General features: G+C 43.6%; 37 protein-coding genes and 1 tRNA gene. 22 read left to right on the top strand and 16 right to left on the bottom strand.

What is annotated here, in order from left to right:
* Genes NAQ_RS04225 through NAQ_RS04235 form a run of 3 tightly spaced genes read left to right on the top strand, consistent with a single transcriptional unit; the run spans window position 1 to window position 2,627 of the window.
* Window positions 1–1,368: an aminotransferase class I/II-fold pyridoxal phosphate-dependent enzyme gene (locus NAQ_RS04225; protein WP_177585558.1), complete on the top strand. Its 1,368-nt coding sequence runs from the start codon at window positions 1–3 to the stop codon at window positions 1,366–1,368.
* Window positions 1,369–2,223 (top strand): prephenate dehydrogenase/arogenate dehydrogenase family protein, encoded by an 855-nt coding sequence (locus tag NAQ_RS04230; RefSeq protein WP_100182390.1) that lies wholly within the window; start codon window positions 1,369–1,371, stop codon window positions 2,221–2,223. It abuts the gene before it with no gap.
* Window positions 2,223–2,627, top strand: coding sequence for an NUDIX domain-containing protein (locus tag NAQ_RS04235; RefSeq protein WP_100182391.1), 405 nt, complete (start codon window positions 2,223–2,225; stop codon window positions 2,625–2,627). The genes NAQ_RS04230 and NAQ_RS04235 overlap by 1 nt, the downstream gene beginning before the upstream one ends.
* Here the strand turns inward: NAQ_RS04235 and thiC are convergent.
* The gene (gene thiC, locus NAQ_RS04240; protein ID WP_100182392.1) at window positions 2,610–3,938 is read right to left on the bottom strand and encodes a phosphomethylpyrimidine synthase ThiC; all 1,329 of its coding nucleotides are present in this window, start codon (window positions 3,936–3,938) and stop codon (window positions 2,610–2,612) included. The genes NAQ_RS04235 and thiC overlap by 18 nt on opposite strands.
* A gap of 86 nt (window positions 3,939–4,024) precedes the next feature.
* On the opposite strand from thiC, the gene thiD reads away from it, so the two are divergent.
* The 3 genes from thiD to NAQ_RS04255 are packed head-to-tail and all read left to right on the top strand — an operon-like array spanning window position 4,025 to window position 6,519.
* Window positions 4,025–5,323: a bifunctional hydroxymethylpyrimidine kinase/phosphomethylpyrimidine kinase gene (gene thiD, locus NAQ_RS04245; protein WP_100182393.1), complete on the top strand. Its 1,299-nt coding sequence runs from the start codon at window positions 4,025–4,027 to the stop codon at window positions 5,321–5,323.
* 60 nt (window positions 5,324–5,383) lie between these two features.
* Complete coding sequence (locus NAQ_RS04250) at window positions 5,384–6,085, top strand: nucleotidyltransferase family protein (protein WP_100182394.1); 702 nt, start codon at window positions 5,384–5,386, stop codon at window positions 6,083–6,085.
* On the top strand, window positions 6,085–6,519 hold the full coding sequence (locus tag NAQ_RS04255; protein WP_100182395.1) for a GNAT family N-acetyltransferase: 435 nt from the start codon (window positions 6,085–6,087) through the stop codon (window positions 6,517–6,519). The genes NAQ_RS04250 and NAQ_RS04255 overlap by 1 nt, the downstream gene beginning before the upstream one ends.
* Here the strand turns inward: NAQ_RS04255 and NAQ_RS04260 are convergent.
* Window positions 6,516–6,938, bottom strand: a complete 423-nt coding sequence (locus tag NAQ_RS04260; protein ID WP_100182396.1) for a hypothetical protein — start codon at window positions 6,936–6,938, stop codon at window positions 6,516–6,518. The genes NAQ_RS04255 and NAQ_RS04260 overlap by 4 nt on opposite strands.
* A 34-nt stretch (window positions 6,939–6,972) precedes the next feature.
* Window positions 6,973–7,989, bottom strand: a complete 1,017-nt coding sequence (locus NAQ_RS04265; RefSeq protein WP_100182397.1) for a galactose-1-phosphate uridylyltransferase — start codon at window positions 7,987–7,989, stop codon at window positions 6,973–6,975.
* A gap of 113 nt (window positions 7,990–8,102) precedes the next feature.
* On the opposite strand from NAQ_RS04265, the gene NAQ_RS04270 reads away from it, so the two are divergent.
* Window positions 8,103–9,383: a BPG-independent phosphoglycerate mutase family protein gene (locus tag NAQ_RS04270; RefSeq protein ID WP_245871734.1), complete on the top strand. Its 1,281-nt coding sequence runs from the start codon at window positions 8,103–8,105 to the stop codon at window positions 9,381–9,383.
* On the opposite strand, the gene NAQ_RS04275 is transcribed toward NAQ_RS04270, so the two are convergent.
* Window positions 9,376–9,918, bottom strand: a complete 543-nt coding sequence (locus tag NAQ_RS04275; RefSeq protein WP_162858644.1) for a DUF309 domain-containing protein — start codon at window positions 9,916–9,918, stop codon at window positions 9,376–9,378. The two genes, NAQ_RS04270 and NAQ_RS04275, sit on opposite strands and share 8 nt — an antisense overlap.
* 98 nt (window positions 9,919–10,016) lie before the next feature.
* Here NAQ_RS04275 and NAQ_RS04280 point away from each other — a divergent pair, with 98 nt between their 5' ends.
* Both NAQ_RS04280 and NAQ_RS04285 read left to right on the top strand, forming a co-directional pair.
* Complete coding sequence (locus NAQ_RS04280) at window positions 10,017–10,364, top strand: 30S ribosomal protein S24e (RefSeq protein ID WP_100182398.1); 348 nt, start codon at window positions 10,017–10,019, stop codon at window positions 10,362–10,364.
* Window positions 10,364–10,543 (top strand): 30S ribosomal protein S27ae, encoded by a 180-nt coding sequence (locus tag NAQ_RS04285; RefSeq protein WP_100182399.1) that lies wholly within the window; start codon window positions 10,364–10,366, stop codon window positions 10,541–10,543. The genes NAQ_RS04280 and NAQ_RS04285 overlap by 1 nt, the downstream gene beginning before the upstream one ends.
* Here NAQ_RS04285 and NAQ_RS04290 read toward each other — a convergent pair.
* The 6 genes from NAQ_RS04290 to NAQ_RS04315 all read right to left on the bottom strand — a co-directional run bounded on the left by NAQ_RS04290 (window position 10,537) and on the right by NAQ_RS04315 (window position 15,660).
* Window positions 10,537–11,244: a hypothetical protein gene (locus tag NAQ_RS04290; protein WP_100182400.1), complete on the bottom strand. Its 708-nt coding sequence runs from the start codon at window positions 11,242–11,244 to the stop codon at window positions 10,537–10,539. The genes NAQ_RS04285 and NAQ_RS04290 overlap by 7 nt on opposite strands.
* Window positions 11,245–11,276: 32 nt before the next feature.
* Complete coding sequence (locus NAQ_RS04295) at window positions 11,277–12,434, bottom strand: tRNA pseudouridine(54/55) synthase Pus10 (protein WP_100182401.1); 1,158 nt, start codon at window positions 12,432–12,434, stop codon at window positions 11,277–11,279.
* Window positions 12,435–12,471: 37 nt separating this feature from the next.
* Window positions 12,472–13,797, bottom strand: a complete 1,326-nt coding sequence (locus NAQ_RS04300; RefSeq protein WP_100182402.1) for a signal recognition particle receptor subunit alpha — start codon at window positions 13,795–13,797, stop codon at window positions 12,472–12,474.
* A complete protein-coding gene (locus NAQ_RS04305; protein WP_100182403.1) occupies window positions 13,787–14,479 on the bottom strand; it encodes a diphthine--ammonia ligase in 693 nt (230 codons plus the stop codon). The genes NAQ_RS04300 and NAQ_RS04305 overlap by 11 nt, the downstream gene beginning before the upstream one ends.
* A gap of 122 nt (window positions 14,480–14,601) precedes the next feature.
* Window positions 14,602–15,012 (bottom strand): translation initiation factor IF-5A, encoded by a 411-nt coding sequence (locus NAQ_RS04310; RefSeq protein WP_100182404.1) that lies wholly within the window; start codon window positions 15,010–15,012, stop codon window positions 14,602–14,604.
* 42 nt (window positions 15,013–15,054) lie between these two features.
* Entirely contained in the window at window positions 15,055–15,660 is a 606-nt protein-coding gene (locus NAQ_RS04315) for a hypothetical protein (RefSeq protein WP_320410634.1), read from the bottom strand.
* Window positions 15,661–15,791: 131 nt separating this feature from the next.
* Between NAQ_RS04315 and NAQ_RS04320 the strand changes: the two genes are divergently transcribed.
* The 4 genes from NAQ_RS04320 (at window position 15,792) to NAQ_RS04335 (ending at window position 17,383) form a co-directional block, all read left to right on the top strand.
* Window positions 15,792–15,914 (top strand) — tRNA-Tyr (locus tag NAQ_RS04320).
* A 112-nt stretch (window positions 15,915–16,026) separates the two neighbouring features.
* Entirely contained in the window at window positions 16,027–16,335 is a 309-nt protein-coding gene (locus NAQ_RS04325) for a hypothetical protein (protein ID WP_100182405.1), read from the top strand.
* Between the two features lie 162 nt (window positions 16,336–16,497).
* Window positions 16,498–16,962: a cupredoxin domain-containing protein gene (locus tag NAQ_RS04330; RefSeq protein WP_245871736.1), complete on the top strand. Its 465-nt coding sequence runs from the start codon at window positions 16,498–16,500 to the stop codon at window positions 16,960–16,962.
* A 31-nt stretch (window positions 16,963–16,993) separates the two neighbouring features.
* Window positions 16,994–17,383 (top strand): hypothetical protein, encoded by a 390-nt coding sequence (locus NAQ_RS04335; protein WP_100182406.1) that lies wholly within the window; start codon window positions 16,994–16,996, stop codon window positions 17,381–17,383.
* Here NAQ_RS04335 and NAQ_RS04340 read toward each other — a convergent pair.
* On the bottom strand, window positions 17,360–17,689 hold the full coding sequence (locus NAQ_RS04340) for a winged helix-turn-helix domain-containing protein (RefSeq protein WP_100182407.1): 330 nt from the start codon (window positions 17,687–17,689) through the stop codon (window positions 17,360–17,362). The genes NAQ_RS04335 and NAQ_RS04340 overlap by 24 nt on opposite strands.
* 243 nt (window positions 17,690–17,932) lie before the next feature.
* On the opposite strand from NAQ_RS04340, the gene NAQ_RS04345 reads away from it, so the two are divergent.
* A complete protein-coding gene (locus tag NAQ_RS04345) occupies window positions 17,933–18,100 on the top strand; it encodes a DUF1059 domain-containing protein (RefSeq protein ID WP_100182408.1) in 168 nt (55 codons plus the stop codon).
* Window positions 18,101–18,155: 55 nt separating this feature from the next.
* Window positions 18,156–18,656: an Lrp/AsnC family transcriptional regulator gene (locus NAQ_RS04350; protein ID WP_100182409.1), complete on the top strand. Its 501-nt coding sequence runs from the start codon at window positions 18,156–18,158 to the stop codon at window positions 18,654–18,656.
* On the opposite strand, the gene NAQ_RS04355 is transcribed toward NAQ_RS04350, so the two are convergent.
* The 3 genes from NAQ_RS04355 to NAQ_RS04365 form a co-directional block, all read right to left on the bottom strand.
* Window positions 18,639–19,394, bottom strand: a complete 756-nt coding sequence (locus NAQ_RS04355; RefSeq protein WP_245871737.1) for a response regulator — start codon at window positions 19,392–19,394, stop codon at window positions 18,639–18,641. The genes NAQ_RS04350 and NAQ_RS04355 overlap by 18 nt on opposite strands.
* A 65-nt stretch (window positions 19,395–19,459) precedes the next feature.
* Window positions 19,460–20,452 carry an inorganic phosphate transporter gene (locus NAQ_RS04360; RefSeq protein ID WP_100182410.1) on the bottom strand — a complete coding sequence of 331 codons (993 nt, stop codon included), beginning with the start codon at window positions 20,450–20,452 and terminating at the stop codon, window positions 19,460–19,462.
* A 2-nt stretch (window positions 20,453–20,454) separates the two neighbouring features.
* The gene (locus NAQ_RS04365; protein WP_100182411.1) at window positions 20,455–21,087 is read right to left on the bottom strand and encodes a DUF47 domain-containing protein; all 633 of its coding nucleotides are present in this window, start codon (window positions 21,085–21,087) and stop codon (window positions 20,455–20,457) included.
* A gap of 124 nt (window positions 21,088–21,211) precedes the next feature.
* Here NAQ_RS04365 and NAQ_RS04370 point away from each other — a divergent pair, with 124 nt between their 5' ends.
* On the top strand, window positions 21,212–21,550 hold the full coding sequence (locus tag NAQ_RS04370) for a P-II family nitrogen regulator (protein WP_100182412.1): 339 nt from the start codon (window positions 21,212–21,214) through the stop codon (window positions 21,548–21,550).
* Here NAQ_RS04370 and NAQ_RS04375 read toward each other — a convergent pair.
* Both NAQ_RS04375 and NAQ_RS04380 read right to left on the bottom strand, forming a co-directional pair.
* Window positions 21,547–22,098 (bottom strand): P-II family nitrogen regulator, encoded by a 552-nt coding sequence (locus tag NAQ_RS04375; RefSeq protein ID WP_100182413.1) that lies wholly within the window; start codon window positions 22,096–22,098, stop codon window positions 21,547–21,549. The two genes, NAQ_RS04370 and NAQ_RS04375, sit on opposite strands and share 4 nt — an antisense overlap.
* A 2-nt stretch (window positions 22,099–22,100) precedes the next feature.
* The gene (locus tag NAQ_RS04380) at window positions 22,101–23,150 is read right to left on the bottom strand and encodes an alcohol dehydrogenase (RefSeq protein ID WP_100182414.1); all 1,050 of its coding nucleotides are present in this window, start codon (window positions 23,148–23,150) and stop codon (window positions 22,101–22,103) included.
* 102 nt (window positions 23,151–23,252) lie between these two features.
* On the opposite strand from NAQ_RS04380, the gene NAQ_RS04385 reads away from it, so the two are divergent.
* From NAQ_RS04385 to NAQ_RS04410, 6 genes are all read left to right on the top strand, one after another.
* Window positions 23,253–23,924: a segregation/condensation protein A gene (locus NAQ_RS04385; RefSeq protein ID WP_100182415.1), complete on the top strand. Its 672-nt coding sequence runs from the start codon at window positions 23,253–23,255 to the stop codon at window positions 23,922–23,924.
* The gene (gene scpB, locus NAQ_RS04390; protein WP_100182416.1) at window positions 23,921–24,475 is read left to right on the top strand and encodes an SMC-Scp complex subunit ScpB; all 555 of its coding nucleotides are present in this window, start codon (window positions 23,921–23,923) and stop codon (window positions 24,473–24,475) included. Before NAQ_RS04385 ends, scpB begins: the two co-directional genes overlap by 4 nt.
* A gap of 54 nt (window positions 24,476–24,529) precedes the next feature.
* Window positions 24,530–24,910, top strand: coding sequence for a 30S ribosomal protein S8e (locus tag NAQ_RS04395; protein ID WP_100182417.1), 381 nt, complete (start codon window positions 24,530–24,532; stop codon window positions 24,908–24,910).
* Window positions 24,911–24,914: 4 nt separating this feature from the next.
* Window positions 24,915–25,214 carry a signal recognition particle subunit SRP19/SEC65 family protein gene (locus tag NAQ_RS04400; RefSeq protein WP_100182418.1) on the top strand — a complete coding sequence of 100 codons (300 nt, stop codon included), beginning with the start codon at window positions 24,915–24,917 and terminating at the stop codon, window positions 25,212–25,214.
* 74 nt (window positions 25,215–25,288) lie between these two features.
* Window positions 25,289–25,555, top strand: coding sequence for an H/ACA ribonucleoprotein complex subunit GAR1 (locus NAQ_RS04405; RefSeq protein WP_100182419.1), 267 nt, complete (start codon window positions 25,289–25,291; stop codon window positions 25,553–25,555).
* Entirely contained in the window at window positions 25,552–26,511 is a 960-nt protein-coding gene (locus tag NAQ_RS04410; protein WP_100182420.1) for a transcription initiation factor IIB, read from the top strand. The genes NAQ_RS04405 and NAQ_RS04410 overlap by 4 nt, the downstream gene beginning before the upstream one ends.
* The last annotated feature ends 41 nt before the right edge of the window (window positions 26,512–26,552 follow it).

Consider the following 26,552-nt stretch of genomic DNA (forward strand, 5'->3'; position numbering starts at 1 on the left):
ATGTCAAACATTGACCAGCTCCGAAACAAAATAGACGAAATCACAATACAGATGCTCAAGCTGCTCAAAGAGCGAACCGACATATCAAAGCAAATAGGCGAGCTCAAAAAAAGCAGCGGACTGTCAGTATTTGACGAAAAAAGAGAGGAACAGTTACGCACGGAGGTAGCCAATCTCTGCAAGCAAATTGGTCTGGACGAGTCCATTGGCAAAAAATTCCTAAATTTCCTCCTAAACGAGTCGGTAAAAGTCCAGTCAGACGGAAAACAAACGCACCTGACAATATTTCTCAAGGCAAAGACACTAGAGCAGCAAGGCAAGAAGATAATCCACATGGAGGTAGGCGAGCCGGACTTTATGCCATCGCCAATCATAAAATCCGCACTAGCCGAAGCATACGACAAGGGCCTAGTAAGGTATGGTCCGGCGCAAGGCATGCCAAAACTGCGCGAGGCACTTGCACAATATTGTACCAAGAAATTTGGCGCAAATATCAAGACAGAAAACATCCTGGTCTCACCCGGTGGAAGATTTTCCGTGTTTTTGGCAATCTCTACTTTGCTAAACCCAGGTGACGAAATCATAGTAATAGAGCCGGCATGGCCTGCATACCGAGACTGCGCAGCAAACGCCGGAGTAAAGGTCAGGACCATAGCAACCACACTGGAGAACAGCTGGGACCCATCAATTTCCGAAATAGAAAATACCATCAACTCTAACACAAAGATGATAGTGCTGAACTATCCAAACAACCCGACAGGTAAGGTACTCTCGCCAAAGTTGCAGGACCAGATCATAGAGCTGGCAAAAAGGCACGACCTGTATGTTTTGTCTGACGAGATTTATTCCGAGTATGCGTTTTCAGAATGGAAGTCGATTCTATCAAACAACTATCCAAAGTCGATTGTAATACAGTCATTTTCAAAATCGCACGCAATGACAGGCCTGAGAATCGGCTACACCATCACAGATCCAAAAATAATTGAAAAGATGGTCAAGCTCCAAGCATTATGCATCACAAATGTAGCAGAGCCAGTCCAGTATGCGGCACTCAAAGCACTAGAAGCAGATACTACACAAAACGCAAGAATGGTAAAATCAAAAATCAGTATACTAGTAGATGAGGCAAAGAAAATAGGACTAGAGTTTGCCAATCCAGACGGCGCAATGTATCTTTTTGCCAAAATAAACAAGCCGGGATTTGACGGCCTAGAGTTTACCAACAGGCTTTTAGACCATGGCGTTGCCGTAGCACCTGGGGACGGGTTTGGCAGCTACCGGGGATTCATCAGGATTTCAGCCTGCCAGGACGAGGGCAGCCTAAAGAAGGGAATGATGATATTACATGAGGTTCTGGAGGAACAATAGATGAAAAAAAGCATCACTGTTTTGGGCGCAGGCGGCAAGATGGGCCAGTGGTTTACCAAGTATTTTGCATCAATTGGCTACGAGGTAATTGGCTTTGATTCAGAGGCGCCAATCACGGACAAGTCAGTCAAAAAGGCAACATCGCTAGTCGGCGCAGTTCTCAACGCAGACTTGGTACTGTTGTGTACACCAACAAGACGCACACCGGAAATAATCAGACTAATTGCAAAGGAAATGAAGCGGGGATCATTTCTCATAGAGATAACATCGCAAAAGGCAAAGACTGCAGCTGCATTACTGAAAATTCCATCAAAGATAAACCCAGTTTGTATTCATCCAATGTTTGGCCCAGGCGCAAAAAAGATCAAGGGACAAAACATCATCTCAATTCCAATCAAGGATGCAAAAAAGGAACTTGCCCTTGTAAAATCACTGTTCGAGGGCGCAAACTTTGTCACAATAGACGCAATTGAACATGACAAAAAAATAGCAATCATACTTGGCTTAACACACCTGGTGAATCTGGCATTTGCGAATATTTTATCCAAGGATGACAAGATTTCCCTGACAGAGCGCATGTCCGGCACCACGTTCAAGATTCAAAAGATTCTCTCAGAGAGCATCATGACGGAATCAACTGAGCTGATTGAAACAATAATATCAAATCCAGAAATCAGAAGGGCCGCAGAGGAATTCTGGAAGGACGTAGGAAGACTGCTCACCGCTATCCAGGAGGGAAAATCAGAGGAAATAAACACCTATATCAGAACAGTTCAGGAAAACTTGGCAAAGAACTCGAACCTGGAAGAGTCCTACAAGAAACTAAATACAATGATCAACGCAATCGAAAAGTGATGCGTTCTACAAAAATAGTAACATCCTTTGTCGTATCCCAGGAAAAAATACTCATCCTAAAGCGAAGCAACCACGTAAAATCCATGAAAGGACTGTGGGGCGCAGTAAGCGGAATAATAGAGGGAAACGAGGATCCACTACATCGAGCCAAAATAGAGATTTTCGAGGAAATTGGCGCAAAACCAGAATCAATAAAGCTTCTCAAGGCGGGAAAGGACATGACTGTGTCATCTCCCCAGTATCCAGACCACCAGTGGCACATCTTTCCGTTCTTGTTTAAAATGGAGACTACGGAGGTCCTGCTAAACTGGGAAAACTCGTCCTACAGGTGGATTAGCCCCAACGAGATAAGCCAGTACGAGACGGTTCCAAACCTGGACGAAGTCCTACTCAACTTGCTGTAGGTTTTCGTTTTCTTTGACGTACTTTCTTTGCTGTGGCAGCATCAAGTAGACGCATGCCCCGCCACACATTGTACATGGGACGTTGTTGCCAGTGTGCTGGCCTGTCCTGTTGTGGATTCTAGCTGCCTCTTCCGGATCAATAGATAGTGCGATTTGTTTTTCCCAGTCCAGGGTTCGTCTTGCTTCTGTCATCTTTGTGTCCCAGATGATTGCCTTATCGCGCAGCTTTACCAGGTCTCCCGCATGTGCTGCAATTCTGTATGCAATCAATCCCTGTCGAACTTCGTGCGCATTTGGCAACGCCAGGTGTTCTGCAGGGGTCAGATAGCATAAGAGATCAACGCCCTCGCTTGCCGCAATTGCGGCACCTATTGCACTTGAGATATGGTCATAGCCAGATGCGACATCGGTAACCAATGGTCCCAGCACATAATACGGAACATCGCCAATCAAGGATTTTGCAAGCCTGACGTTTGCGGCAACCTCGTTTAGGGGAACATGCCCTGGGCCTTCAACCATTACCTGCACGTCTTGCTCGTGTGCTTGCTTTGTCAGCCTTGAGATGTTTATCATTTCCTGCACCTGTAGCTCGTCATGCGAATCCAAAATGGAACCCGGTCGCAGTGCGTCGCCAAGGCTAAACGTTATGTCGTATTTTTTGGCAAGTTCCATCAGATAATCATAATGAGTAATGTAGGGATTTTCCTTGTCGTATTTTAGCATCCAGGCGGCAGTGATCGTTCCGCCCTTGCTCACAACGCCCCCATATCGCTGAACCTTGAGGATTCTCTTGGCGATTTCTTTAGTTATGCCAGAGTGTATGGTGGTGTAATCTACGCCGTCTTTTGCATTGTTCTCAAATGCGTTTAGAAAATCATCCTCTGTGATATCTAGTGGATTTTTGTGCTTTTCAACCCCGTGGTTGTATGCCTCATAGATTGGCACAGTACCAAATGTGATTGGTGCGGCCTCTAGTAGTGCTCGCCTAATTGCGCCAACATCGCCGCCATCGGACAGATCCATGATAGTATCAGCATGGTGCTTTACTGCCACCTGCGCCTTTTCAATTTCCTCGTTTAGATCAACTTTGAGTGTAGATGTGCCAATGTTTACGTTGACCTTGGTCTTGAGTCCTTTTCCAATTCCGACCCGGTGTACTTTTTGTGGTCGAACATTGTTTGCAGGTATGATAATCGAGCCGGTTGCCATTCTAGAGCGCAGCCATTCGGGAGTTACTCCCTCGTCTTTTGCCACTTGCTTCATTTCGTCCGTTATAACACCACGACGTGCGGCAGCTAGCTGAGTTCCCATGGTATCATTAGGTCGAGTCTAGATTTAAACAGTAGGCAGAATAGAACTACAAATACTATAATTCAGAGAATCTGCAAGAAATCTCAATGAATATTTTGGCAATCGGCGGCTCTGATCCATCTTCTGGTGCAGGAATACAATCTGACATATTGGCAGCGCAGGCACTTGGTGCAAATTGTTTTTCTGTAATTACCGCAATCACTGCACAAAACTCCAAGCAGTTCAGCTACGCAGAGCCCGTCTCGGCAAAATCAATTGGAATGCAGATTGATTCTGTCTTGTCAGATTTTGATGTGGATGCAATCACAATAGGAATGGTGTACGATACTGCGGCAATCAAGGCAATTCATGCCAAACTAAAAAACGCCAAGATTCCAATAATACTGGATCCTGTGATAAAATCCACTACTGGCGGGGTTTTGCTAAAAAAAGACGCAATCTCTGCGCTAAAAAAACTCTTAATTCCCATTTGCAATACAATAACCCCAAATGTTGCAGAGGCAGAACTAATCTCAGGCGTAAGAATCAGAAAACCATCAGACTTGCTTCTGGCTGCAAAGGCACTAAGCAAGCTTGGCGCAAAAAACATCATAATAACAGGTCATTTCCTTGAGAGAGGTAAAATCAGTGATTTTGTCTTTGACGGAACAAGACACCAATCAATTCCTGGCAAAAAACTTTCTGGGCAAAACCACGGCAGCGGGTGCAATTTTGCTATTGCAGTATCATTATACATAGCAAGGAAAAAAAACATTTTTGATTCTGCCAAATTTGCAAAACAGTTCACGTATGATTCCATAAAATCTGCACAGCGACTTGGCCGCGGACTAAAAATTACAAGGCCTGGCCGGGACCAAATCCAGTCCGAGCTTGCAGAATCCATCAAGAAATTTGAAAACCTAAAGGAGATTCACGCCCACATTCCAGAATGCCAGACAAACTTTGTCTTTGCAAAACCAAAAGCAAAGACAACTGGTGATGTTTTGGGAGTCTCTGGCAGAATAGTAAAGGCAGGAACCCAGGCCATAACAGCCGGCAGCCTGGAATATGGAGGATCAAGACACGTGGCAACTGCTGTTCTTACAATGCAGAAAAAATTTCCCAAAATCAGGTCCGCCATCAACATAAGATACGACGAGTCCACAATCAAAAAGTTCGCAAAATCCAGGGCAAAAATAGCAAGCTACAACAGACTGCAGGAACCAAAATCCAGCAGGCAAAAAGAAAACTCGTCCATATCTTGGGGGGTCAGCCAGGCAATACAAAATCTCTCAACGCCGCCAGACATCATATACCACAAGGGGGATTTTGGAAAAGAGCCGATGATCATTGTCTTTGGCACCGCGCCATCTGAGGTATTGCAGAAACTGGCAAAAATTCTCTAGGGCCGGCGCAAAGATCTTTGTGTAATTGTGCATAAATACTTGGTATTTTGGTATAATTTTATGAAGGCAGTAATTCTGGCAGGCGGCCTCGGAACACGGCTCCAGCCATATACGACATTTTTGCCAAAGCCAATGCTGCCATTGGGCGAAAAACCACTGCTAGAGCACCTCATAGAATGGCTTCGACGCAACAAGGTAGAAGAAATTGTTCTGTGTGTTAGTTATCTGAGAAAGACAATCGAGGATTATTTTGAGGACGGGTCCAGATTTGGAGTCAAGGTAGAATACGCAATAGCAGACAAGCCACTTGCCACTGCAGGCCAGCTAAAGACTGCAGAATCCTTTGTTGACGATACCTTTGTGTGTGTTTATGGGGATTCCGTGTTTAACTTTGATCTTAAAAAAATGATTGCACAGCACAAGGCAAAAAAATCATTTATCACAATGAGCCTTCACCAGTACAAGACCAACCTAAAATATGGCGTAATAGAGACTGCCAAGTCCGGCAAGGTGACGGTATGGAATGAAAAGCCAGAAATCAAGGCAAACATCAACATCGGGTGTTATGTGATGGAGCCCGGGGTATTTTCCTACATACCGCAGGCAAAGCCATACGGAATGGACGACGTAATCAAAAAGGCACTTGCCAGAAAAAAGGACGTCGGCAGCTTTATCATCAAAAACGGCTTTATCGACATTGGAGACAAGGCATCCTACAAAAAGGCATACCAAGAATTCAGGGAAAAGCTTGGCAAGATTTAATGTCTGATATTTTAGTTCGCAAAATCATCGAGTCGGATCTTGACAACGGGTTCCTAGAGTCGCTGGATTCCCTCAGAGCGGCAAGCGACATTGACAGAAAAAAGGCAAGGCAGATCCTAGAGAAGATAAGCAAAAACCCAGACCACGTGATTTTTGTTGCAGAATACAATGACAAGATAATTGGCTCCACGACACTCCTAATAGAGCAAAAGTTCATCCACGACGGAGGCAAGGTAGGCCACATCGAAGATGTTGTGGTCTCAAAGGAATTCCAGTCAAAGGGAATAGGCGTCATAATAATTCGTGCTGTATTGGATTATGCAAAAAGCCAAGGCTGCTACAAGACCATTCTGGACTGTGATGATAGTGTCAAGCCATTCTATGAAAAGATGGGCTTTGCTAGGCATTCAAACGGAATGCGATACGACCACTAGAAGAATTCCTTGATTGGTCGCTTTTTTGTCTTGAACAGTACGGCGCCCGCTGCCATTACCGCAACAGAGATTCCCATGAACAATGGCGGGACCAGCTCAACAGTTGAGATCCTATAGTTTACGTCAATTCTTGGCACGATCGAGTTTGCAATTATCATTCCGACTAGCAATACTGCGCCGCCTGCAACAATCAACATTCCTATTTGTCGCGAGCCATATCTTTTTGACATGATAAACGCAGTTCCGGCCATCACAGATGCAGGTGCGACGCCAATTGACATGTACATTAGCAGCTTTGCCTCAGGTTCCGTCTCTACGTTTGGATGTGTCAGGTAATTGTAAAACACGTTAACTTCGCCTGCAAACATTGCAAAGAGTCCAAGTGATGCAATAGCAATGTATTTTTCAATTCCCGCCATGATTATGCAAAAACGATTTTAGATAAATAAACGGTTAGATTATCCCGACTAGGCCTGCAAGCTCTTTTCTGCATGCGGCACCCAATTGCTCCGCTGCCTTTTCCGGTGCAATCGAGTTGAGGAACACTCCATATCCTCGCTCCAGGCCAGACCATGCAGATGTCAGTGGATATACCTCAATATGCCAGTGGATCTGTCTGCTGTTTTTCTTTTCCGGCGACAGATGGAATGCCAAATTGTATGAGACATTTTTGAGCGAGTTTGAGAGTCCGCCAAGTGTTGCTCGCAAAATCAGAGAAAGATCATTGATTTCCTTTTGGGTTATCTTTGAGAAGCTAGTGGTGTGTTTTTTTGGGCAAATCCAGAATTCGTATGGGTGTGATGGGGCCCACGGACAGAAAGCCAAAAACCCTTCAGTCTGGAGCACCTGCCTTGGTCCGCCAGTCTCGGTGTTCACCGTCTGGCATAGCGGACATGCTCCCTTTTCGTTGAGGATCCTGTGCGAGGATTCCGCCTCGGATTCTATTAGTGGCGGAATTGTGGAAAACGTCACCATGTTGATGTGCGGATGTGCCGTTACACTTCCTGCCTCCTTGCCATGGTTTATGTAAATTGAAACATATGTGACACCGCGCTGGGTGTACAGCCATCGCAGTCTGTCCTGGATTACGACTAGGATGTTTGACCACTGCTCTACAGATATTGTGGCCAGTGATTCCTTGTGCTTTTCAGACGCCACAACAATATAGTGATAGCCGTATGCCGGCTCTGAGTACAATGGTCGCTCGCTGTACGAGTTTTCTGCCGCAACTGTGACTGCCGCATTTTTGCTCTCAAAGACACGAACCGTCCAGTCCTCGATGTAGTTGTCCTCAGAGTCCTGGAGTCGTTGCAGCATTCCGTCTTTGGCAACAAGAGACAACAACGATGGGTTTGTCATGGATTCGTTTCCAGGACAAAAGGGACATTTTTTTGAATCATCGACTTTGTCGTCATTTTGGGAGACAATCACAAATCGTTCAGAAATGTAGTCCTTTCGCATGCTCCCCATATTCGATACTATGAATACGTGTATGATAAAACCTTTTCAAAGATCGCAAATTGATTTTTGGTCAGCTCAAAGTTTAAAGTGATCTTGGATCAGATTTCAAAAAGGGGATTTAGTTGTCGGACAATTCCAAAGTCAAAATAGTTTACGTTTTGCTTGACGGAGTCGGCGACCTGCCACACCCGGATCTGAAAAACACCACCCCGCTTGATTATGCACAAACCCCCAATCTAGACAAAATGACAAGAAACGGCGCAATGGGTGAAGTCATATCAGTGGGAAAGGGAATTGCGCCAGAGTCCGACATTGCGGTGTTCAACATGCTTGGCTACAAGTTCCAGCACTCTGAATACGCAGGACGGGGAGTAATAGAGGCAATAGGAACTGGAATTGATTTTAAGGACGGAGACCTGGCTTTGCGCGGAAACTTTGCCACATTAGACGATTCTGATATCATAGTAGACAGGCGAGCAGGACGCAAAATCGAAAAAGAAGACGCACTGACAGTATCAAGGGAAATTGAAAATAAAATAAAATTCTCAGAGCCTGGCGCATCGGTAGTAGTTGCGCCCACAATTGGGCATCGAGTGGTGGTCAGGATTCGCTGCGAGGGAAAGCAGCTATCATCAGAGATAACAAACACAGACCCGGCATATTCACGGGTGGATGGCATGGGAATTGCCAAGGCAGTAGGCGACTATCTCAAAATAGAGCGATGCTTGCCTCTAAACCAGCTGCCAAATTCTGAATTGACTGCCAGGCTGGTAAACGAATTCACAGAGCAATCACTCAAAATCCTACGGGAAAGCCAGACAAACAAGAATAGAAAAGCACAGGGCAAAAAGCTCCTAAACGCTATTTTGCTTCGCGATGCAGGCAACCACTACCCAAAGGTAGTGCCAATCAACGACTTGTATTCAATGAGATTTTCCTGTATTGTTGACATGCCGGTAGAAATCGGCATATCCGAAGTACTCAAGATGCGCACATTTAGCGCAGGAGGCCTGACAGACTATGAGGAAAAGGCCCGCGTTGCGGCAAAGGCAATGGAGACAGAAAATGCCATCTATGTTCACCTAAAGGGGCCTGACGAGTTTGGCCACGACGGCGACGCAATCGGCAAAATGAAAAACATTGAGGAAATCGACAGAAGATTCTTTGGTACTTTGCTAGACAATATCAATACTGGCAAGGTTGCAATCGTGGTGTCTGCTGATCATTCCACACCATGTATCAACAAGGGCCACTCTGACGATCCTGTTCCTGTCTTGGTTTCAGGAGACATGGTCAAAAAGGACAACAGCACGCGATACACGGAAAACAATGCAAAAATAGGAAGCATAGGACTGCTTGAAGGCGCACAGGTAGTCAAGACGGCAATCCAGATGATCATATAGTAAATAGCGAAATTTTCCCAGAATCCCTAATTGCATCCAGCTTTTGTCTAATCAAGTCCACATTGATTCCATGGTATGATCCAGATGAATTGCTTAGCTTCTCACTTGCTCTGCCCAAAACAGAAAGACAAATCGAATTTTCGTCCTTTTGAAAATGGACCAAAGCCGCAGCAACCAGAATAATTCCCTGAACCAGGTCTTTTTCGCCCTCGTAGCATTTCTTCCAGACTCCTTCCAGAACTTCGTGCGCCTCCCAGAACCGCTCGTCATTAAAGTAAGAAACGCCCTGCTGGATTGCCTCTTCCTTTGGAATGTGTTCTTCTGTTACCAGCCTTGCGTGGTCCAGAGGCGCAATTGGCTTTAGCTTGCCAACCAGATCGTCCATTTTTGATTTGTCAACGGATACATCAAATTCGACGTATTTTGTAGAGACCCGACAGTCGCGTATTGTGCAGTCTTTTCCAAGGTTCCTAGCTTGCAGTAAAAGCTGGCTTGTATCGGATGGAGAAAATCCAGTGTTTCTTAGATGCAGCATGAATCTGTCCAACAATTGGCAAATGTTGAATTTTCTTAAATCTCTTCGCGAAATTCCGGTAATGGTTTATATGAAATAGAAAAACGAGGCAAGAATACATGTCAATGCAAGTAGTAAGCGATGTAAACAACACATTCCTCTCAAGAAGAGAGATAGTGTGCGAGTTTCCAGGCTTAGCAGGCAAGCTCAAAAAGCTAGATGCCGCAGACATGATTTCAAAGCAGTTCAAGCTTGACGGCAAGATAATCATTCCAATTTCGATGAAAAGCCACTCCGGCAGACCAACAGTCCGGGGAACTTTTTATGTTTATGACAATGAAGAGTTGGCAAAAAAACAGGTCAACCCAACCATTTTCAAGAGACTGGACAAGATCAAGGCAGCAATTGCGGCAGCCGCTCCAAAAGAGGAGGCTCCTGCAGAAACACCAGCAGAGGCTAGCTCATAATGGCAGGCAAAAAAGAGGCAGCCAAGGCAACCGGCGTTGCAGCATACTATAAAATTGCAGGCGACAAGGCAACCAAGATCAGAAAAATCTGCTCAAGATGCGGCAAGGGCGTGTTCATGTCAGAGCACAAAAACAGAAAGACCTGCGGCAAGTGCGGCCTGACTGAGTTTAATCAGTAGAGTTTCTTCTTTCGCAGCTTGGATTCCTTTTCTTCGTATTCCAGGATTTTCTGCAACAGCATTGGATCTATTGTAACCTTGGATAGAGATTCTGCAGAAAGTTTTACAGTGTTAGAATCAAGTGCCACGTTTGTGACTGGAAGCTGCTTTGCAATCCAGAGCTTTTCCGTCTTATCTTCCAGTTTATAGTCCTTAAACCCAGTTGGAAACTTCTTTGTAATGTGTGTAAGCAGGGTTTGGTCTGAGAATACTGCCCTTGGCTCAAACAATCTGGTGCTGTCGGCATATGTGTTCTCAAATAAATTCGATGATATCTCGTCTGATAGCAATTCCATTTTGGATATTTTGCGAATCAGTTCGATATAGTGCAAAAATTCATGCGCCAAAATGGCATGGATTGTTCCCTTGAGGCCAAACGCTACAAGTGGCGCAGAAATCTGGATCATCACCTGGAATTTTTCCTCAAAGAACACTGGAATCGTCCTTGCAAACAAAATTCCGTACTGAAACGACATGTCCGAGCTGCTAGTCAAAATTGCGGACGGCTCTACGTACGATATTGGATATTTTGCGCCAGATGCTTTTTCGATTCGCGCAATTCCCTCGGTTACAAGCTCAAATCTCTCGTTTATTGTATCATAGATGTTCTGAGGCAGAACCTCTTTTTGGTGTGCCTCTCTTACCTTTACTAGCTGATCCAACGGTATGACTCTAGCAGGACATGTAAAAAGCCTTAGCGTATCTGTATTTGGTCAAAATCAAATTTCTCTAGCGCACACTTGATTGAAATCAGATCAGAGACATTTGGAAAAATGTTATCCCCATACACAAAGTGCTTTAGCGGAACTCCCCCATCAAGTGTCATTTCCAGTGTAAAGGAATTTGGAGACGTCAATGCATGTTTTACAGAATGAATTTTCTTTTCCGATCGTTTGCCTGACTTTTCATAGATTGCAACTGTGTTGCCTGCAAGCCCGTCAAGCTTTGCAAGACTTTCCGGCGCGATTGGATTTTCTGCGGTGATGTAAAGCGTAACTTTGGATAGAAACTGGATTGGTCCCTGCGGAATCTTGGGTATTTGCTTGAGGTTGTGGATTTTGATCTTGCCAGAGGAAATTGTCTTTGGCAGTACTAGTTTTCTTTTCTTTGGGTTTAGGAGCTTGGCAAAAAACGGCCTGCCCTTGCCCAAGACAAGGCTTGTAGTGTCCTCGCCGCCAATCCAAGTTATCTTTGCCTGAGCTGCGCCGAACTTGTCAAAAAAATACTTGCAGATCATGCCCTCTACGCTGTCAAACTCGGTCATGCCGTGCCTGTGGCAGCTAACGCATCCCTTGCCGAGACAGTTTGAACACGGCTTTTGTTTTTGCGCAATGTCACGGGTTGGCTTGGTGTATCTTCCTGAGAAATAAAGCGATTTAGAGTGAGCCTCGCAGGACTCTGTCTTAAAATCAACTGTCAGAGTAAGGTCCGGCTCGGCCTGGTTTTGCCTTTTGTTGGTTTTGCGAGAAAATTGTTTTGCCAGCTCCCGCGTGATGCTTGTCTTGATTCCATCAATTCCCCTTAGCTTGAACTGGGATCTGATGTGGTCGTCCCTGTCCAGAACCGACGGCCTTAGCTTGGCGCCTACCAGAAACGTCTTGTATTGGTATTGCGATGAAGAGTCCTGCATCTTTTCAATGTAATAGTGTAGAGTATCAAAGACATTTTTGCAAATGTGGCATTTTTTGTTTTGAATGCCTAGTTTTTTGTGGATTTTTTTGCCAAGCAGTTTGTATGACGAGAGGCGCAGTTTTTTTGCAAACAGCCTGCCAAGGCAGTTATCGCACAGATCATATTCCGATAGGATTTTCTTTGATACCACCAATACTGATGCAAACTTGTCTTGCTCCAATGACAAAAATCTGATAATATGACTATTAGTGGTTTGCCTAACCCATTCCCATTTTGCGCAAAAATCCTTGCATCTGTCTGCCCTTGGCCGCCTTCATCATGCCCTTGGAGTTTTTGTAATTTTTGAGCAGCTCCTTTACCTCATGTTCCGGCCAGCCGGAGCCACGGGCAATTCTCTTTATCCTTGATGCATTTAGCAAGTCAGGGTCTGCTTTTTCTGCCTTTGACATGCTTTGGATGATGTAGCGCCAGCGCTGGATTCTAGTTTCCATTTGCTCTACCTGGTCTTCTTTTACCATGCCAGACATGCCCGGCATGTTGTCCAAAAATCCCTTGAGTGAGCCCACCTTGGATACTTCTTCCAGCTGGTAATAGAAATCATCCATGTTCATCTTTCCGCTAGAGATTCTCTTTAGTCTGACATCGTCTGCCTCGTTTTCTAGTCTTTTTGCCAGGTCCAGTACAGCCTGGATGTCACCCATTCCAAGTAACCTGCCAACAAATCTGGTAGGTGAGAACAATTCCAGATCATCGATTCGCTCGCCTGTTCCAATGTACATCACCTTGGCTCCGGTTGCCGCAGAGGCCGCCAGTGCTCCACCTCCCTTTGCAGACGAATCAAGTTTTGTAATTATGATGCCGCCAACTGGGACGGTCTTGTGAAATGATTCTGCCTGGTTGTAGCATTGCTGTCCTATTGTTCCATCTATAACAAGTAGTGCAAGATCCGGCTCTGCTACCTTGCCTATCTCTTTCATCTCATCTAGCAGGTCTTTTTCCTCCTTGTGTCTGCCCGCAGTATCAATTAGCATGATATCTAAAGCGTGATTCTCAAAGTGCTTTAGTCCGTTTTTGACTATACCCGGTGCATCCTTGTTGTTTTCTTCCCCATATACTTCGACTCCAGACTTTTCACAGTTTGTCTTTAGCTGGACTAGTGCACCAGGTCTGTAGGTATCAGCGCCAATTACTCCCACCTTGTAGCCTTGCTTTGTGAGGAATTTTGCCATCTTGCCAGTAACTGTAGTTTTTCCACTTCCCTGGATTCCAAGCATCAGTACCTTGTTTAGCTTGCCTGGCTTGAACTCGAAATTGTTTTCTTTGCCTAATAATCCTGCCAGCTCGTCATATAGAATTTTGATAATGTGATCTTTGCGCGACAATCCGGGCGGCGGAGTCTCATTAATGGAGCGTTGCTTTAGATTTTCTGCTATTCTCAGTGCGAGATCAATTTTGACATCAGCTGCAAGCAGTGACTTTAGAACGTCGTTTGCAAGCTGCTTGATTAGCTCCTCGTCCACCCCGGAAGAGCTGACTATTTTTTTGATTGCTGCTCGAAGGCCGGTCTTGAGATTATCTAGCATTATTTTTCATCTTTGCAGCCAGTATTTCAAATCTTCCTCTGTATCCATCCCAGAACTTTTCATATTGAGTGATTTCTATTGGGCTGGAAAAAATTGGACAGTTTGTCACAAACGTTTCTGCCTCGCCTCCCTCAAAGCTCAAATTGAATTTGGATTTTTCCGATTTTTGTATTAGCTTGTCGAGGTTTTGCGGTGTTATTTTTTTCCCAACCCATGATTCATCCAGTCCATCACAAGAGACTGCAGATATGACAAACTCAAAGCCAGAGTCAAGCAATTCTTTCATGTATTGTTTTTGATCCTTTTTCCAGATTGGTGCAATCACCTCAAGGCCTAGCTCTTGCGCTATTTTCTCAAATTTTGTCTTTTGAAATTCCGACAATATTCCGCCGTGTACCACACCCTCAATTGAATAATCCTTTTTTGCCCGAGTCAACCCTTGCTTTAGCAGCTCCAATTCGTCCTTAGTCTTGTCAGATTTTGACTCTAGCAAAATCTGCGGTATGTTCATTGATTGCGCCTGTACCTTTGTTGCCGAAATATTTGGATGGTGTAACAAATGGCTGTCTGCAGATTGCGCCATAATTGTAATCAGGCATTTTACAGCATATCCCATTTTTTGCGCCCGGTAAATTGCAAATGTGCTGTCCTTTCCGCCAGAGAACAGTGCTGCCAGATTCATGTCATGGTATAGTACATTGAATATTAGAGTCCTTCAATACTCATAATCGTCATCAACAATCAGATGGCTTTTCCGCCCTATCATCAGGACCCGATTTAAAATTTAATGTGTGGTATTAGTAACTAACTCTTTATTCTCATTACCTTGGTGCGTTCCATAACCTTCCAATATTCTACCATCTGGCCTTGTTCAAGCTTGCCTTGGACTTCCTCGTCAATCATTTGAACATCTATTGTCTCAAATGTCTCGCTGTCCATTAACTGGACTTGGTCGCCGGTAATTGAGATGATTTGGCCTGAGCGCTTGTCAATTAGCGGTATGTGCACCTGCATTGAAACCGGACTTACATGTGGTCTTTTTTGTCCATCAAAGATTCCAACCCCGACAATTCTTGCCTTTGCTGCACCGTGCTTTCCCGGCTTGCTGGTATCATATTCGATGATTCTGCACGGCTCGCCAGTTGGCTGATCAGCTACGGGTAATAGAATGTAAGAGCCGATTTTTAGTGAACCAAGATCTGCAGGCTTGCTCATAGTCTGACCAATTTATGCTTCAGTATTTAACATTTATGAAGATCACTTGAGCTTTTCTAAAATCGACAATCCTACCAGATTGTTCATTGTGATCCCTTTTCTGCAAACGTTTCGTCTTGTTTGCTCGCAGTACTTGTTTACACTTTGGTGGCTTTTTTGGCTGGACACCTCCAATACCACAATGTTGTCCTTGTATGGGAATGTAAATTTTGGCGGCTCGGATGAAAATGACGTCATGTTTCCTGTTGTTGCCTTGCTTACAAGATCGTTTTTGGATACTGCCATTGCAAGATCCGACATGTCTTCATCAGATTTAGAGTATTCCAGATAATACACAGACACAAAGTTCATCGTTCCCTCTACGTCGCGCTCAAAGAGCTCTGCGTTTGTGTTAAAGACAAAGGCGGTCTTTTGTTGCGGGTGTTTTTCAAGATCCTTGGTTATTTTGGAGTCATTGTTGAATTTGGCCAAAAGATAGTGGTTTGCGTATGAGGGAAAGTAAGGCTTGCTGTCATCAGAAAACGTGGCAGTCACAAAATACATGTTTTCTACGTTTTTTGACTGCTGCCAAGAATCCTTGATCTCTACAGATTGGTGGTCGTGCATGTACGGAATACACACATAGCCATCAGATGTTGCTTCTGACACTGGAAAAATTCCCTTTCGAGATTATTTAACAGTTTTTTGATCTATACAATTATAGAATCAAGAGTTTTGCGCAAAATTTTCTGATCGTCTAACAATACCTATTTAATAGAAACATTGGCGAATTTTTTTGTCCCAGCCTAGCTCAGCCTGGTAGAGCTTCCGGCTGTAGTGGTTGGCCATCGGCTAACTGAAAATCACAGCCTACTAGGCACACAGATACCGGAGTGTCGAAGGTTCAATTCCTTCGGCTGGGACTACATTCCTTTTTCCAATTATGGCAACGAATAGATCGCCGAAGGCCATATCACAAATTTGAGATTTAGATTGTCCTTCAAAGTTTAATAATATTATATTAGAAAAATAATTATGCTGTTTGGTGTCTTTGCAGTTCACAGTCCAGAATCTTGTCCGTTAAACAATGAGCAAAGCAAAGAGATCTTTTTGGGCATCGAAAAAAAGATTAAAGAAAGCATCAAAAAACACAACATAGAAAGGCTCATCGGCTTTTACATGTCGGTTTTAGAACACCAGTGGATAATAATTCTGGATGCAAAAAACGCACATGATGTAGAGACGATGTGCATAGATGTCGGCATATCTGCCACTAGCACCGTAAAAATTGTCCCACTCAATGAATTTTCCAAAGTAATCAAGAGAATAAGGGCCAGTCAATAGAACATAAGAATAAAACGAGAACGCATGAAGGAACAGGGGGTCGAATCTGAACAACCAAAGCTATTGCGTTCTCGTCTAAGTGTTAGATGTTATTTTTGCTATTATTGGATGCTTAACATTGTTAATCATTGGCTAAATACCAAATACACCGCCATTCTCTAGTTGTCAAAACAAAAGCGAAGTAGAAAGATAAGCGGAAAGGCAATTCTTGCCATAGTAGGAATCATCCTGATTGGCTCAACTGTTGGATATTCATGGATTAATTCAATGATTCCAGTAAATGGTAAAGTGCCTGTTTTAGGGTTTGCAGAAAACGTCGTGATAACCACAAAACACACTGACCAGGGATTTGTGTTTGCATCACAGTCAAGCGGCAAAAAATCAATCAGACCAATTCATATTTCGCCGACAATTCACCTCTCAAAGGGACAGATTGCAACTATTCGTATCATGAATGAAGACAACATATCCAAGCACAATTTTAACATCGATGAGTTCAACGTGCACAGTCGTGATCTTGGATATTTTGAGCCACAAGCAATAACGTTCATTGCTGACAAGACGGGAAAATTCCACTATCATTGCACGATACATCCAGAGATGAGCGGAGAGTTAATCATACAATGATTTTTTCAACTTTTATTAGATTGAGATAGCCATGTCAGGCATGGAGGACTCGGCCCGGCTCAGCATAGTTGAGGTAATTGAAGGATTTATCAACAAAATAAACCAGATACAAAGAACACTAGTAGGCATATCAATTTCCGCTTTGATTTTGGCACCAATGGCAATTGGATTATCCATCTATTTGATTACGCATCCACATTTCTTTTTCATAATGGAGGAATATGATGAGTTTGGCCTCTTTCTTGCCATCTCGCTTGGAGTGATAATTGCGGTTTCAGTCACGTGGCTTGCACTGGGAATACGTCAATACATCATGCTCAAATCTTGGAATACCAACTATTCCAACTATATTCAGAAAAAAGAACAAGTCGACAACAGAATTTCATCCGAATTCAAGCTAGACGAGGATCAAGAGCCGTAGCTTGTTTTGGTCAGAATTGGTCGATTTTCTAGGGAATAATTCCTCGTACGGCTCGATTATCGCTCTGCAAAACTCTAATCCTTTTGCAGTAGCTTTGTAAACTGTGATCGTACGTTTGCCGTCCTCGACGACAGACTTTGATATGAATCCTTTCTCCTCAAGGCTGTCTAGAATATGTTTGTGTTTTTTGAGATTCAATCCGCTATAGCTGACAAGTGCAGTCTGATTTAGTGCCCCATATTCAGCAAGCAAGCTTATGATGTCTTTTATGATGTAGATTTTATCTCGATAGCTTTTGCCTGCCAATGTTTTTTTGTGCAGATTTGAGCTAAATAACTTGTAAGATTCTTTTAGTTACCAATGTTAATCATTTTCTAAATATCATAACAGACATCATATTCCATGAATGATCCAACATTCGGATTAATTCGGCTTGAGAGACTCTCAAATGGGACAATATTTGTCAGATTCAAAAAAAACCATTTGTTCCCAGATACCAAGTTAACAAGGTTAACTAGACATTATAAGCAATGATGGAAAAGCTGCGTCATGCCAATCAAATTTATCTGTAAAGACTATGGCTTTGACTGTGATTTTGTAACCACATCAAAAGATGTGGCCGGAGCAATTGAGGAATACAGCAAGCACTCCAATCACGAGCACGGCATAGAATACTCTAAAGAAATCTTGATGCAGTTTATCATGCGAAAAGGCTGAATTTGTCCCACTGTACTACAAAATATTCAAAAACCACTTGTTTTGTTGGTAAAGTATGAGTGGAGAGGCTTGGTCGAACCTAGACAAAGTCGACCAAAAGATCATTGAAATCCTAAACAACAATGCCCGCACCCCCTCAAAGGACATTGCAGTGGAATTACGAAAGTCTGGGCATGACGTCTCGGATAGAACCATTCGAAAAAGAATAGAGCGACTGGAAAAATCCGGAATCATCAAGGGGTACAAGGCAGTATTGTCAGACGTGGCAGAGACAAACGAACATGAGGCATTGTTTCTCAAATTCAAAGTAACAAAATCACTAGAGAACCTAAAGGAATCAGTGCGCGAGCATGTGGTGTCATTGCCATATTATCTGATGGCAGCAAACATGGACGGAGAATGGAACATGCTTGTTATTTTACGTATGGAGCGGGGCCTCAAAAATCCGGCATCAAGGATCATAGAAAAATTCTCCGAAGACATCATAGACTATAGAATCACAAAGATTGACTTCAAAAACGTCAATATTGTCAATATGTCACTTTTGCTTCTTTGATAAGGAAAATTCAGACTCTGCAGTAGCTAGTGCGTCCTTTAGTTCCTTTATGGTAAACGGTTTTTGGATAAATGCCAAGACGCCTGAGCTGATTGTATCTTTGACTCGTTTTGTGGTTTTCTCATCTGCCGTAATCAATATTATTTGAGCGTCCGGCTTTTCTTCTAGGATTTTGGATGCAATGACGTCCCCGTTTGTGTCAGGCAGACTCATGTCTAGCAATATTATAGGATTTGACTTTAGTATCTTTTTGCATCCAGCCAGTCCTTCGTTTCCCGTGTAAAACTGGTGTGTGTTGGAATAGCCAAGGTTGTTTAGGTATCCCTGGATTTTGAGAACTATAGCCTTGCTGTCGTCTACTATTACGACAGGCCTTGAGGCCTCTTCTTGTGTTATGGTGAATTCTTTGGATTTTTCAAATGCGTCTTTTGCAGAGTCATATTGGCCTGCTTTTAGAAAACATTTTGCCGCACACAAAAACGCAGACTTTGCTGTAAAGCTTTTTTCTTTTTTTGCAAATGTAAAGAACAGTTTTCCTGCCTCCACTGCCTCGCTGGTCGAGTCCTTGTTTTGGCGGTTTTTGCACTCTGATGCCAAAATTAAAGACAGTGCGGCCTTGATCGGGTCGGATTTTTTAAGAGAGTCTGCAATTCCAGTCAGCATGTTGTATGCAGCCATGTTTTGGTGGTTTCGCAGATGTGTTAGTGCCAAATCAAAGTCGGGCTTTTTTGTTACCACAAAGAATCCAAGGTTGTGTTTTATTTTATACTAGTTGTTTAACGATTGAACACACAAGATGAAAATTATGCACCTACTATCCAGTGTATAATAATAGTAGACGCATATGCAATTGCGGCGCTTCCAGGTATTGTAATCAGCCAAGTTGCGACAATTTGTTTTCCCACCTTCCATCTAACTGCGTGTTTTCTCCTAGTAGCGCCGGCCCCCATAATTGAGCCAGTAATTGCGTGGGTAGTGCTTGCCGGAATTCCAAGCGATGCAAATACAGCCAATACAATTCCACCTCCTGTCTCTGCAGCAAAGCCTTGATACGGTCGCAGTCTAGCAATCTTCATACCAAGGGTCTTGATTACCTTAAAGCCGCCAATGAAAGTACCTAGGGCTATTGCAGATGCTGCCGCCAGAATAACCCATATAGGGACTTCAAAAGATGTGAGAATTCCCTCCGACATCAATATCAACACAATGATTCCCATTGTTTTCTGCCCGTCGTTTGCCCCGTGTGTTATTGCGAACCAGGCCGATGAGAGTAATTGCAATTTTCCAAAGACCTTGTTTACTGGTGCTGGTTTTCTTTTGGCAAAGATCGTAATTAGAACAGTCGTAAACAACATGCCAATCAAGAGACCGCCAATTGGAGACGCTACAATTCCGATTAGTACCTTATACAATCCATCAAAGAGTAGTTTTTCATATCCGACAGAAGCCAGTCCTGTACCAATCAGTCCTCCAATGAGAGAGTGACTCACAGATATCGGCATGCCAAAATATGTGCATATTGAAGCCCAAGATATTGCTCCCGCAAGTGCTCCAATTATCATGTAAATTGTGACATCTTCTGGATTTAGGATTCCTTTCGCTATAGTGGTTGCAACTGCGACACCAAACAAAAACGGCCCAACAAAGTTTGCAGCTGCTGCCATCAGCACAGCATGTATCGGCTTTAGGACTCGAGTCCCAATTACTGTTGCAACAGAGTTTGCAGCGTCGTTCCAACCATTGACAAAATCAAATACGAGTGCCGCAATTATAGCACCTATTGCAAGTTCGTACATGACTAAGTGTATTTGAGAACAATGTCCTCGATTACATCTGCAACATCAAGGCATCTGTCCGATGCGGATTCGATTGCTTCATAAATGTCTTTAAGCTTGATTATCGTTACTGCGTCGCTTGTTTCAAATAACTTTCCTACCGCTATTCTATACAGATCGTCAATGTTGTGCTCAATGTCGCTGATTTTTCTGCAGTGATCAATGAGGGACTTGTCTGCCTTTACTTCTTTTAGTCTTGATATGAGAAGCTCGACTTCTTTTATTGCATTTAGTAGTTCTTTAGCAATGTCTAGCATGTATGGAGGTGCGGTTTGCACGTGGTAGCTCTTGATTCTTCCCGCGATTCCTTCGATATAGTCAATTACATCATCGGTCTTGGAGGCAATTCTTTGAATGTCTTCTCTGTCCAGAGGCGTGATGAAGGTCTTGTTTAGTTCTGCAAAGATAGATCGCGTAAGCTCATCCGCCTCTCGCTCTAGTTTTTTGATTTCCTCTTGATATTGATCAGATTTATCCATATTAGCAAGCAGGTTTACCAGCTGTTCGGCAGTCTCTTTTGCCTTGATTGCCAGATTATCCAGAATTGTGAGGATCTCTTTTTCGTTTGACTTTACCCATGATAGCCATTGACCCATAAACGGACTCCGAGGCTCATGTCATTAAAGTGTGTTCTACATATTCTATAGTTCGCTATATAGATGCAGATCGACATGACAGCCCAGGCAAAACAATTTTGTATTATGTAAAAACCACAAAATTATGAAACGCATAGAGGCAGTCATTCCATCAAATAGACTAAACTTGGTAGTCTCTGCAATAGAAGAAAGCGGCGTTACCGGAATCACAACAATTGAGGCCAAGGGGAGGGGCAAGGGAGCAAGGCCTTCGCTTCGAAGCTCGCGTGGGACCAGCACACAAATAGCGGAATACAACAGCTTGGCCACAATAATCACAATTGTCGAGGACTCGAGAGTAGATCAAATAATCAGCGCAATACTGAATACGGCAAGCACGGGTTCTAGCGGAGACGGCAAGATCTTTGTCTCCACAATAGATGACGTAATTGACATTCAGACAAAAAAGAAAGGTCTTACCTAGAATCTGATTGAATTTAGATCATACACGGTCTTTTTGGTTTTTTGCTGCAATACCGGCAGATATTCCAAGATGCAGAAATTAACAAAGTCGCTAAACGATTTGATTTTGTAATTTTCCAACAATATTGTCTTGTTTTGCTCGTAAAACTCTTCAACCTTGGTCAGAGTATATTTTTGCAGTGGCACGAGTCTGCTTCGCTTGGTTGGAGTTGTGACTTCAAGCTCCTTTTCTCCTTCTAGTGTCTGCATGTCCACAATTTCAGTCATCTCCGAGACGAAGATTTTTCCGCCATCAGAGGATTTTATGCCGGATGATTCAGAGATAATTCCAATTACTTTTTTTGCATCAACGTCTGGAATTACCAGCTCAATTTTGAGCAGAGGTATGCTCTTGAGATTTGTGCTTCCTATTTTGGAGCCATGTTGCCTATCAAAGATGTCATTGTTGGATATTTCGTGCTTGGCTATCAGATATGTGCCTATTTTTGAGATCTTGTTTTTTAGCTCGACAAAATTTTGCGCGCGAATTATCGCTTCTATTTTCTTCATTTCTAAGGATTAATGATTGCCCTGCCCAGAATCTTGCGGGACTTGAGATCCTCTAGTGCTACATTTGCATCAGACAAAGAGTATCTTTTTGATATTATTGGGTTGATTACTCCGCGCTTTGCCAGATTCAGCAATTCCACCATGTCGTTATAGTTTCCAGTGTACGCGCCCTGAATGGTGATTGCCTTCAGAGGTATTGATACCAAAGACAAGTCAATTGCGCCGCCAAAGAGCCCTACCAAGGTCATTGTGCCTCGTTTACGAATTACTGCAAGGCCCATCTTTACCGTCGGCGGTGCATTTACAAAGTCAATTATACAGTCTGCACCTTTGCCTCCGCACAAGGTCATTATTTTCTGAACTGCATCCGGATCCTTTGAGTTCACTGCATGATCTGCGCCAAGCTCCTTTGCTGTCTGGAGTTTTGCGTCATCGATATCTACAATTATGATGTTTGCGTTTGTAATTGCCCTTGCAATTTGGACGCCCATCAAGCCTAGGCCGCCTGCGCCAAAGATCACCATGTTGCTTTGTGATGTGGCATTTGATTTTTTGATTGCAGTATAAGCCGTAAGGCCAGAACAGGCAAGAGAAGCCGCTGCATCAAGCTCAATTCCCGTTACTTTGGATAGGAATTTGAAATGTGGAATCAGTGCATATTCTGCATAGCCACCGTTTTGAAAAACACCCAAAGAACGTGGAGTATCGCAAACGTTGTCATTTCCCACTCGGCACGCGGCGCAGTTTCCGCATCCAATCCACGGATACACCAAGACATTATCACCTATTGCTATTCCCTGGACTGCATTTCCTATTTCAGTCACGGTGCCCACTATTTCGTGCCCCGGGATGACTGGGAATTTGACTCCTCTGTCGGTTACCTTCATGAAGCCATCGCCAGTATCATATCCGCCTTCCCATAGATGCAAGTCGCTGTGGCAAACGCCGACTGCTTTTACCTTGATTAGTACTTCGGTTCCTTGCGGTTTTGGAGTTGGCACTTCGGATATCTCTAGTGCCTTTTGCGGCTCCATTATTCTGGCTGCTTTCATCAGATCAGGGGAACTATGATTGCAATATAAGAGTTAGTTGACTGGGGACGGCAAAAAAGTAGAGCCTTCTAGTATTAGTAGACAAAAAGGCACATCTCTTCATTGAGTGAGAACCAAGTAGAAAACATATCACAGGCGCCAGTAAATGTTCTGTTTAATCCAAATACAGTCATAAAAAAAGACGTCTGGGAGATAAACATAATTCAGATCCTAGAGATCCTAATTAGAATTCTAAAAAAGGCGGACAAAAAGGACCTGCGCGTGGCAGGAATGGCTGCTCTGTCATCGTCACTAATTCACAGAATGAAGGTAGAGAGAATCTTTGCACTGCAAAAGGCTGCAATGGAAAAAAAGCCACTATCGCAGAGAACAGACGTTGATATTCAGCTGCTAAACATTCCGTATCGCCACGAGTCAACATATCCAGTCACACTGGAAGAATTAATGGACCTGCTTGAGAACCTGATTGGAACAATCGCAAACCCCCGATCAAGAAAAGGGGGGCAGCTAAAGTTTGAGCCAATAGAGGCACCTGACTTTAAGGAATATTTCGTATCACTTGAATCCCTAATTGGCAAATACGAAGAATTGATACTGCGCAAGCTTGGCCCAGACGGAGTTGGCTTTTTGCACGCAATAATTGCCGATCTAGATACAACTGATTCTATTCGATGCTTTTTTGCCATTTTGTTCCTTGCTAGAGACCAAAAAGTCGACCTAGAGCAAGCAGGCGATGACATCAAAATCACAATACTGCGTGAGGTAACACCATGAAAATAGAGGATGAAGGCGAGGCAACCTCAAGGCTAGAGGCAGCCCTGTATTCTGCCGGAAGGCCCCTGACAGTAGAAGAACTAATCAAGGCATCAGGCACAGAATCTAGAACCAAGACCCTGGCATTACTAGGAATGATAGAAAAAAAGACGAAGTCGGCGTTCAGGGCAATCGAGATAGCCACATTACCTGACGGCTCGTACGTAATGCAGCTAAAACCTGAGCTAAACGACACAGTACGCAAGTTTGCCTCGCGCCCAATTCTTGCAAAAGCCACACTCAAGACATTATCATATATCGCATACATGCAACCAATCTCATCCAAGCACCTAGTAGAAACAAGAGGTAGCGGCGTCTATTCCCACCTAAAAGAATTAGAACAGCTTGATTTCATATCGCACCAAAATGTGGGAAGACTCAAGATTTTCACCACAACTGCAAAATTCCAAAAATACTTTGGAATATCTGGAGACACCGACATCCTAAAGCAGATTCTATTCAAAAAACGAAAATCCACTCCAATATCGCAGCCAATCGCACAACAAGCCTAGATTTGCGCATAATTGTGGCGTTGTCTATAAATTAGACTTCTGTAGAGCAGACTCGTGAAACGATCAGTCGAAAATCTTGCGACAAGCAAAATCACTGGCGGAAGACGCGTCCCACTAAAGACTAGAAGAAAATATGACATGGATAGATTCCCAAATGAAGCAGTATTAGGCGAGCAAGTAACAGTGACACGCGAAGTCCGTGCAAACCACACAAAGACTGGACTCAAGACATCAAATGTTGTGAACTTGGCAATTGCTGGCGGCAAGGTAAAAAAGACAAAGATTCTCAAAGTTTTAGAAAATGCAACAAACAGCGACTATCAAAGACGCGGTGTAATTTCCAAGGGTGCAATTCTAGAAACAGAAGACGGCAAGTGTCGTGTTGTATCAAGACCAGGCCAACACGGACAAGTAAATGCAATTTTGATAAAGTGATTAAATGAAAGATTACGAACATGTCGTAATCTGGCTGGATTATTTTAACAAGAACCTGACAATTCGGGCTGGGCGAAGACTGCCAAAAGAAAAATGCATTTTCGATCCATCCCTCAAAGAACTTCAAGATGCTGCAACCGATGCAGGCCTAGTACTCAAAGAATCCAACGAAAAGGCAAGATTTCCAAGACGGGCGTTTGTCAGGTCTGGATACATCGTAGTACCAAAAACAACACCCAAGGGAAAAATTCTTGCCAAGATTTCCGAGAAGATGGTATCAAAACGCGCCAAACAGTCAAAATAAGATTGACCCTAGCTACAAGCTAAAGTAAAGTTGACAAAAGTCTATGATTAGCTGAGATTCATTTTGAAGAACAATTGCAGGAGATAGGGGAAATTATGCACTTAGCCAGTAGTGGCCGAGTCATCATCAAGTTGACTAGGCCTCTAGATGAAGGCGACTATGTTTGCGACGATTCCGGCAGAAAAATCGGCAAGGTCACAGAACTAATCGGTCCTGTGTCTGCGCCGTTTGCATCTGCCATATCGCTGACAAACAATATCAGAAAATACGTCGGGGCCAAAGTGTACTTCCTTGATGAGCCTGTGATTAAGCGAAATAAATCAAGGAGACACAGAAGATGAATATCACAGAACTAGAAACTTGCTGCCCAGAATGCAAATCATCTTTAGTAGATGATATTCACAATGGAGAGCGAATCTGTTCCATGTGCGGAATAGTCGTCATGGAACAGCTGGCCGATTATGGTCCAGAGTCAAAAAGCTCAAGCCTTGAAGAAAGAACAAAGCTCACGCGAGCAAGCGGACAAACAACTTTTTCGCAACACGACTTGGGGATTGCAACAGAGATTTCCATATCTACAAAAGACTTTTCTGGAAAGACAATCAATTATCAAGTCGCAAGCCAGATGCACAACCTTCGAAAATGGCAACAACGAGTTCGAGTCTCATCTCCAAGAGAGAGACGACTTGCAAACGTGCTGTCCATGATCGGCGGCACATGCCAATCCCTGACACTGTCAGGAAATGTTTTGGAGACCGCATCGATGATCTACAGGAACTTGGACTCCCACATGGAAGTCAAGGGAAAGTCTGTTGCATGTATTGCAGCTGCCGTAATTTACATGGCGTGCAAGCAGTGCAATGTAGTAAGATCACTAGAAGAAGTCTGTTCAGGAACCGGCTCCAACAAGGACCTCAAGATGAGGACCAAGTTGTCTGCCAAGTACTACCGCATGCTAGTCATGGAGCTAGGCTCAGTCACAGCACCAGTCATAACCATGGACAAGTACATCTCCAAAATCTCGAACCTGACAAATACGGATGTTCGAGTAGAGAGACTTGCCTTGGAGATAGCAGAAAAGACAAAGGACATGAACGTCTCAGATGGCAAGGCGCCAAACGGAATTGCCGCTGCCTATCTGTACATTGCCTCAATTCTTTTGGGACAAAACGTATTGCAACGCGACGTATCAAGCGTTGCAGGCGTAACCGAAGTCACGATTCGAAACAGGTGCAAAGAGATTCTTTCAGGCTACAAGCTGAACCTGACGCTAAGACCGAGTTTTGCCAAAAACTAACTCTTTTTCTTTTTGTTTTTTTAGATTAGGACTAGCTAAAA

The organism is Candidatus Nitrosotenuis aquarius, assembly GCF_002787055.1.
Classification (GTDB): Archaea; Thermoproteota; Nitrososphaeria; order Nitrososphaerales; family Nitrosopumilaceae; genus Nitrosotenuis; species Nitrosotenuis aquarius.